Below are 7,577 nucleotides of genomic sequence, written 5' to 3' on the forward strand. Positions count from 1 at the left end.
TTGTTCTTTAACTTAACAATGTTAAACTATTAGTCAATCTTTGAAATCTAAACAAGTGATCGATTGAGCCATATTTAACTCAGGCTTTCTTTGGAAAGTAGAGTTAGATAAAAAACTAAATATCTTTTTATAATATGAGATATAACAATAATTAAACAATCAAAAGTTTTTAGATTAAAAACTTCATAATTAAATTTCTAAGGATTTAATAAGTTTAGTCATTCTTTATCTATTTTTATTTATAGTCTTTACTTTATTTAGTATTATAAATTAAATAATTTTAGAATGATAAGCTTTATTATTAGATTGTATTTAACAATCTTAGTCTTTAGTATTTATCTCTTTCTTTAGTAAAGCTTTGCTTTATTTAAATAAAGAATTTAATATTTAATATGGAGAGTTTGATCCTGGCTCAGAGTGAACGCTGGCGGCGTGCCTAATACATGCAAGTCGAACGGAGATATAAGAGAGCTTGCTTTTTTATATCTTAGTGGCGCACGGGTGAGTAATGTATAGCTAATCTGCCCCATAGTAGAGGACAACAGTTGGAAACGACTGCTAATACTCTATACTCCGTTTATATTTAAGTATAAATGGGAAAGTTTTTTCGCTATGGGATGAGGCTATATCGTATCAGCTAGTTGGTAAGGTAATGGCTTACCAAGGCTATGACGCGTAACTGGTCTGAGAGGATGATCAGTCACACTGGAACTGAGACACGGTCCAGACTCCTACGGGAGGCAGCAGTAGGGAATATTGCTCAATGGGGGAAACCCTGAAGCAGCAACGCCGCGTGGAGGATGACACTTTTCGGAGCGTAAACTCCTTTTCTACAAGAAGAAACCTGACGGTATTGTAGGAATAAGCACCGGCTAACTCCGTGCCAGCAGCCGCGGTAATACGGAGGGTGCAAGCGTTACTCGGAATCACTGGGCGTAAAGGACGCGTAGGCGGATTGTCAAGTCTCTTGTGAAATCCAATGGCTTAACCATTGAACTGCTTGGGAAACTGACAATCTAGAGTGAGGGAGAGGCAGATGGAATTGGTGGTGTAGGGGTAAAATCCGTAGAGATCACCAAGAATACCCATTGCGAAGGCGATCTGCTGGAACTCAACTGACGCTAAGGCGTGAAAGCGTGGGGAGCAAACAGGATTAGATACCCTGGTAGTCCACGCCCTAAACGATGTATACTAGTTGTTGCTAAGCTAGTCTTGGCAGTAATGCACCTAACGGATTAAGTATACCGCCTGGGGAGTACGGTCGCAAGATTAAAACTCAAAGGAATAGACGGGGACCCGCACAAGCGGTGGAGCATGTGGTTTAATTCGAAGATACGCGAAGAACCTTACCCGGACTTGATATCTAACAAATCATCTAGAGATAGAAGAGTGTCTGCTTGCAGAAATGTTAAGACAGGTGCTGCACGGCTGTCGTCAGCTCGTGTCGTGAGATGTTGGGTTAAGTCCCGCAACGAGCGCAACCCACGTATTTAGTTGCTAACGGTTAGGCCGAGCACTCTAAATAGACTGCCTTCGCAAGGAGGAGGAAGGTGTGGACGACGTCAAGTCATCATGGCCCTTATGTCCGGGGCGACACACGTGCTACAATGGCATATACAATAAGACGCAATATCGCGAGATGGAGCAAATCTATAAAATATGTCCCAGTTCGGATTGGAGTCTGCAACTCGACTCCATGAAGCCGGAATCGCTAGTAATCGTAGATCAGCCATGCTACGGTGAATACGTTCCCGGGTCTTGTACTCACCGCCCGTCACACCATGGGAGTTGATTTCACTCGAAGCGGGGATGCTAAACTAGCTACCCTCCACAGTGGAATCAGCGACTGGGGTGAAGTCGTAACAAGGTAACCGTAGGAGAACCTGCGGTTGGATCACCTCCTTTCTAGAGTACAATGAATATTACTCACAAGATATTCATCAAAGGAAAATTTAGATTAGTTAACTCTAATCTACTCAATCATCCTTGTTTAGTTTTGAAAGATTGACAACCAAATATTTATAAGCCTTATGCATATGTAATATCATCAAGCAATAAGTTTATAAATTTAATAATTGTAGGCTATTTTTGTCTTAGACAAAGAAGTTTTTAAAAATTAAAAAGTGTATTAAATATACATAATATAGATTTTATAAAAACTTATGAAGTATAAGGTAAAAAAAGACACAAGAGGGGCCTATAGCTCAGCTGGTTAGAGTGCACCCCTGATAAGGGTGAGGTCACAAGTTCAAGTCTTGTTAGGCCCACCATAAAAACCCAAGTAATCAATCTTTTGAATGTTGCTTTGGTATATTTGTTTATATTTTTTGCTTATACAATAGAGTTTAAGAACTGATAAGGTATAGGTAAAAAGATAAATAAAGATGGGGAATTAGCTCAGCTGGGAGAGCGCCTGCTTTGCACGCAGGAGGTCAGCGGTTCGATCCCGCTATTCTCCACCATAAATAGTTTAACTAATTTAGCTAAAGTCTAAACCAAGTGTTTAGCTCTATGCTTTAGATTTAAAGATATATTTATATATCTAATTAAATAAATTTAAAAGCAAAGATATTAAAAATTAAACATTTAGTTTAGACTTTAAAAAAGTAAGCGTTTAGCTTAAAGTTTATCTATGAGATCATTGTGAATTAGATAATCAAAGCTTTAAGTAGATAGCTACTTTGTCTAAATGTTCTTTTATTTAATATTGTTAAGAGTCACAAGCAAGTTTTAATAAATAAAACAATTTTACAGGACTTGTTAAAGATTTAAATATCTAATCTCTTTGCATTTAAGTATGCAGAAGTTTAACATCACAAGATATATAGTTTTAAACTACTATATATTTAGTTAATGCTTTCCGTCTTGGAGATAAGAATTTAAATTTAATAACTTAATATAGCAAACAACTAATATTAACACTAGTATCAAAAGCATTAGTGTGCTTTAGAAGTTTGTAAAGAGCATAGCTCTTTAGTCGCAAAGATAAATTTAATTTATCTGCGAAATAAAAATAGTTATCTTTAACAAGGAAGTGATGCGAATTAGAATATATATAATCTAACACTTCGTTAGCGACTATATTGACCGGTTATTTTATTTAGCTTTATTGCTAAATTTTATATAGGTTAAAGGAGCATAGCTCTTTAGTCGCAAAGATAAATTTAATTTATCTATGAAGTAAAAAAGGTAAGCTACAAAGAGCGAATGGTGGATGCCTTGGCTAGTAGAGGCGATGAAAGACGTGCCAGGCTGCGATAAGACTCGGGGAGCCGTCAAGGGGCTTTGATCCGGGTATTTCTGAATGGGGCAACCCAATTAAGTGCGAACTTAATTACCATATAATGGAGCGAACGTTGGGAATTGAAACATCTTAGTACCAACAGGAAAAGAAATCAAAAGAGATTACGCTAGTAGCGGCGAGCGAACGCGTAAGAGGGCAAACCACTAGTTTACTAGTGGGGTTGTAGGACTGCAACATAGACTAAACAAAGCTAATAGAATAACTTGGAAAGGTTAAGCATAGAGGGTGATACTCCCGTATATGAAAGCGATGTTTTACTTAGCAGTATCCTGAGTAGGGCGGAACACGTGATATTCTGTCTGAAGCTGGGTAGACCACTATCCAACCCTAAATACTACTACTAGACCGATAGTGCACAAGTACCGTGAGGGAAAGGTGAAAAGAACTGAGGTGATCAGAGTGAAATAGAACCTGAAACCATTTGCTTACAATCATTCAGAGCACGATTCTTTATGACGTGTGATGGACTGCCTTTTGCATAATGAGCCTGCGAGTTGTGATGTCTGGCGAGGTTAAGGAAACCCGGAGCCGTAGCGAAAGCGAGTCTTAATAGGGCGTTTAGTCAGATGTTGCAGACCCGAAACGATGTGATCTATCCATGAGCAGGTTGAAACTGGTGTAAGAGCCAGTGGAGGACCGAACCCGCTAGCGTTGAAAAGCTATGGGATGACTTGTGGATAGGGGTGAAAGGCCAATCAAACATCGTGATAGCTGGTTCTCTCCGAAATATATTTAGGTATAGCGTTGTGTCGTAATACTAGGGGGTAGAGCACTGAATGGGCTAGGGCATACACCAATGTACCAAACCCTATCAAACTCCGAATACCTAGTGTGTAATCACAGCAGTCAGGCGGCGAGTGATAAAATCCGTCGTCGAGAGGGGAACAACCCAGACTAACAGCTAAGGTCCCTAAATCTCATTTAAGTGGAAAACGATGTGAAGTTACTGTAACAACCAGGAGGTTGGCTTAGAAGCAGCCATCCTTTAAAGAAAGCGTAATAGCTCACTGGTCTAGTGATTTTGCGCGGAAAATATAACGGGGCTAAAATGAGTACCGAAGCTTTAGATAGTGTCTATGATTATTTATACTAGTTTGTCTCTTTGATATCTTTAAATGAGTTTGTATTTTTCTCAATCAAAACATACTAAAACATTTAAATCTATTCAAAGATACTTTGCTTTTTACTTTCAAATTTAGACTAAGTTTTTAAATTTATTAAGTAAAAACAGAAAGACAAGCTAAATAGTATGAATACTCATAGACACTGTGGTAGGAGAGCGTTGCATTCAGCGTTGAAGGTGTACCGGTAAGGAGCGCTGGAGCGGATGCAAGTGAGCATGCAGGCATGAGTAGCGATAATTGGGGTGAGAATCCCCAACGCCGTAAACCCAAGGTTTCCTACGCGATGCTCGTCATCGTAGGGTTAGCCGGGTCCTAAGCAAAGTCCGAAAGGGGTATGCGATGGAAAATTGGTTAATATTCCAATGCCAACATTATTGTGCGATGGAAGGACGCTTAGAGTTAAAGGAGCCAGCTGATGGAAGTGCTGGTCGAAAGGTGTAGGTTAAGATCCAGGCAAATCCGGATCTTTTTAAGCTAAGACCCCACAGGCGTTTGAAGTTCTTCGGAATGGATAGCGAATCCTTGATACTGTCGAGCCAAGAAAAGTTTCTAAGTTTAGATAATGTTGCCCGTACCGTAAACCGACACAGGTGGGTGGGATGAGTATTCTAAGGCGCGTGGAAGAACTCTCTTTAAGGAACTCTGCAAAATAGCACCGTATCTTCGGTATAAGGTGTGCCTAACTTTGTTAAGGATTTACTCCGTAAGCAAAGAAGGTTACAACAAAGAGTCCCTCCCGACTGTTTACCAAAAACACAGCACTCTGCTAACACGTAAGTGGATGTATAGGGTGTGACGCCTGCCCGGTGCTCGAAGGTTAATTGATGATGTTAGCTATGCGAAGCATTTGATCGAAGCCCGAGTAAACGGCGGCCGTAACTATAACGGTCCTAAGGTAGCGAAATTCCTTGTCGGTTAAATACCGACCTGCATGAATGGCGTAACGAGATGGGAGCTGTCTCAAAGAGGGATCCAGTGAAATTGTAGTGGAGGTGAAAATTCCTCCTACCCGCGGCAAGACGGAAAGACCCCGTGGACCTTTACTACAGCTTGACACTGCTATTGGGATAAAGATGTGCAGGATAGGTGGGAGGCTTTGATCTATAGACGCCAGTCTATAGTGAGCCATTGTTGAGATACCACTCTTTTTTATTCTGATAGCTAACTAGCCTAAGTTATCCTTAGGTAGGACAATGTCTGGTGGGTAGTTTGACTGGGGCGGTCGCCTCCCAAAATGTAACGGAGGCTTACAAAGGTTGGCTCAGAGCGGTTGGAAATCGCTCGTAGAGTATAAAGGCAAAAGCCAGCTTAACTGCAAGACATACACGTCAAGCAGAGACGAAAGTCGGTCTTAGTGATCCGGTGGTTCTGTGTGGAAGGGCCATCGCTCAAAGGATAAAAGGTACCCCGGGGATAACAGGCTGATCTCCCCCAAGAGCTCACATCGACGGGGAGGTTTGGCACCTCGATGTCGGCTCATCGCATCCTGGGGCTGGAGCAGGTCCCAAGGGTATGGCTGTTCGCCATTTAAAGCGGTACGCGAGCTGGGTTCAGAACGTCGTGAGACAGTTCGGTCCCTATCTGCCGTGGGCGTAAGAAGATTGAGGAGAGTTGACCCTAGTACGAGAGGACCGGGTTGAACCAACCACTGGTGTATCAGTTGTCCTGCCAAGGGCACCGCTGAGTAGCTAAGTTGGGATGTGATAAGAGCTGAAAGCATCTAAGCTCGAAGCCAACTCCAAGATGAATCTTCTTTTAAGAGCTCTTATAGACTATAAGTTTGATAGGCTGGGTGTGTAATTGATGAAAGTCATTTAGCTGACCAGTACTAATAGCTCGTTTGCTTATCTTTTAAGCATCACTTCCTTGTTAAGGATAATTTTTAAAACCTTACTCAATTAAGTTATTTAAATTTAATCCTTTGCAAGAATAGATTGTTTTTATTAAACAAGCTTTAACTCTTAACAAATTAACATTAGCAGTGTTTAAAGAATAAATCCAATAGGTTTTATATGAATAGATAAGCTAGAGTGTATTTAATATAGCAGACTTATTGTTTGTAAATATATTAAATTATAAGATTACAGATTTATGCTTTAAACATTGCTCGTGGCTATACAGACTGGGAAACGCCTTGCTCCATCTCGAACCAAGAAGCTAAGCCAGTCATGGCCGATGATACTCTCCCTTACTGGGATGCTGGGAAAGTAGGTCGCTGCGAGCTTTGTTAAATCTTACTACATATTTATCCTAATACAAATAATTTAGTAGACCAAATATATTGTTATTAAATCAAAGCTATTTATAAATTTAAACTCAATAGATCAATAAATATATAAAAACAAAAAACTATAGCATTATTTATAGTTGTTTATATATACTTTATTTATTATCTATCTTTTAATAACTATTATATCTATATAATAAACCAAACCAAACTAATCATACTTAAAAAATATTATCTATTTATATATAAATTTATTAGTTTATAACTAAAATATAAGTATATAAAATAAAATCTTTAGATATTTATTAAGTATGAAATAATTTAATTAGTATTAAGCTAACTCAATTTAGCTTAAACCATAAAACACAAATCTAAAATCAATAACAAAGAATATATATAAGTAACAAAAGAGGATTTGCTTAATTAAAATGAGTTAAATTTAATCATTGAGCTACTAATAATTTAAATAATTAAGCTATAATCTCGCATCAATAAATAACCAAAGGATAACCAATGAAAATGAATAAGATAGCAATCTCACTAATAGCTACTACATCTTTAGCATTAGCAGCTATAAATTTAAACACAGCTACTAAAGAGGAGCTGATGAGTTTAGATGGTATAGGAAGTAGCAAGGCTGATGCTATAATAAAATATAGACAGAGTAATAAATTTAACTCTATAGAAGATATTAAAAATGTAGATGGAATAGGAGATAAGACATTTAATAATTTAAAAGATGATATAAAGATATCAGGACAGAGTAGCGTAAAACAGAAAGTAAGCACTAAGAGCAATAAGGTAAAGAATAAAGCTAGTTCTAAAGTAGATGAAGTTAAGAGTAATCAAAAAGCTAAAGAGGAAATATCTAAAACACAGAGTATAGAAAAGTAAAATAATTAAAATGTGTGTTAGAAAGGAA

The 7,577-nt window shown here is 38.4% G+C and carries 1 protein-coding gene, 2 tRNA genes and 3 rRNA genes; all 6 read left to right on the top strand.

All coding sequences use genetic code 11. The features are described 5' to 3' along the window. Positions 1-389 precede the first annotated feature (389 nt). The 6 genes from KDE13_RS09380 (at position 390) to KDE13_RS09870 (ending at position 7,549) form a co-directional block, all read left to right on the top strand. A 16S ribosomal RNA gene (locus tag KDE13_RS09380) occupies positions 390-1,905 on the top strand. Between the two features lie 288 nt (positions 1,906-2,193). Continuing rightward, a tRNA-Ile gene (locus KDE13_RS09385) sits at positions 2,194-2,270 on the top strand. Between the two features lie 116 nt (positions 2,271-2,386). Next, positions 2,387-2,462 (top strand) — tRNA-Ala (locus tag KDE13_RS09390). 725 nt (positions 2,463-3,187) lie between these two features. Beyond that, positions 3,188-6,280, top strand: a 23S ribosomal RNA gene (locus KDE13_RS09395). A gap of 253 nt (positions 6,281-6,533) precedes the next feature. After that, positions 6,534-6,652: ribosomal RNA gene (rrf, locus tag KDE13_RS09400) — 5S ribosomal RNA — on the top strand. Together the 16S, 23S and 5S rRNA genes with 2 tRNA genes alongside form the textbook arrangement of a ribosomal RNA operon. A 516-nt stretch (positions 6,653-7,168) precedes the next feature. Further along, positions 7,169-7,549, top strand: a complete 381-nt coding sequence (locus KDE13_RS09870; protein WP_420838119.1) for a ComEA family DNA-binding protein — start codon at positions 7,169-7,171, stop codon at positions 7,547-7,549. The last annotated feature ends 28 nt before the right edge of the window (positions 7,550-7,577 follow it).

The organism is Campylobacter anatolicus (assembly GCF_018145655.1).
Lineage (GTDB): Bacteria > Campylobacterota > Campylobacteria > Campylobacterales > Campylobacteraceae > Campylobacter_A > Campylobacter_A anatolicus.

Coding starts and splice junctions, on each gene's coding strand:
- KDE13_RS09870 (WP_420838119.1), top strand. CDS start 7,169: ATGAAAATGAATAAGATAGCAATCTCACTAATAGCTACTACATCTTTA.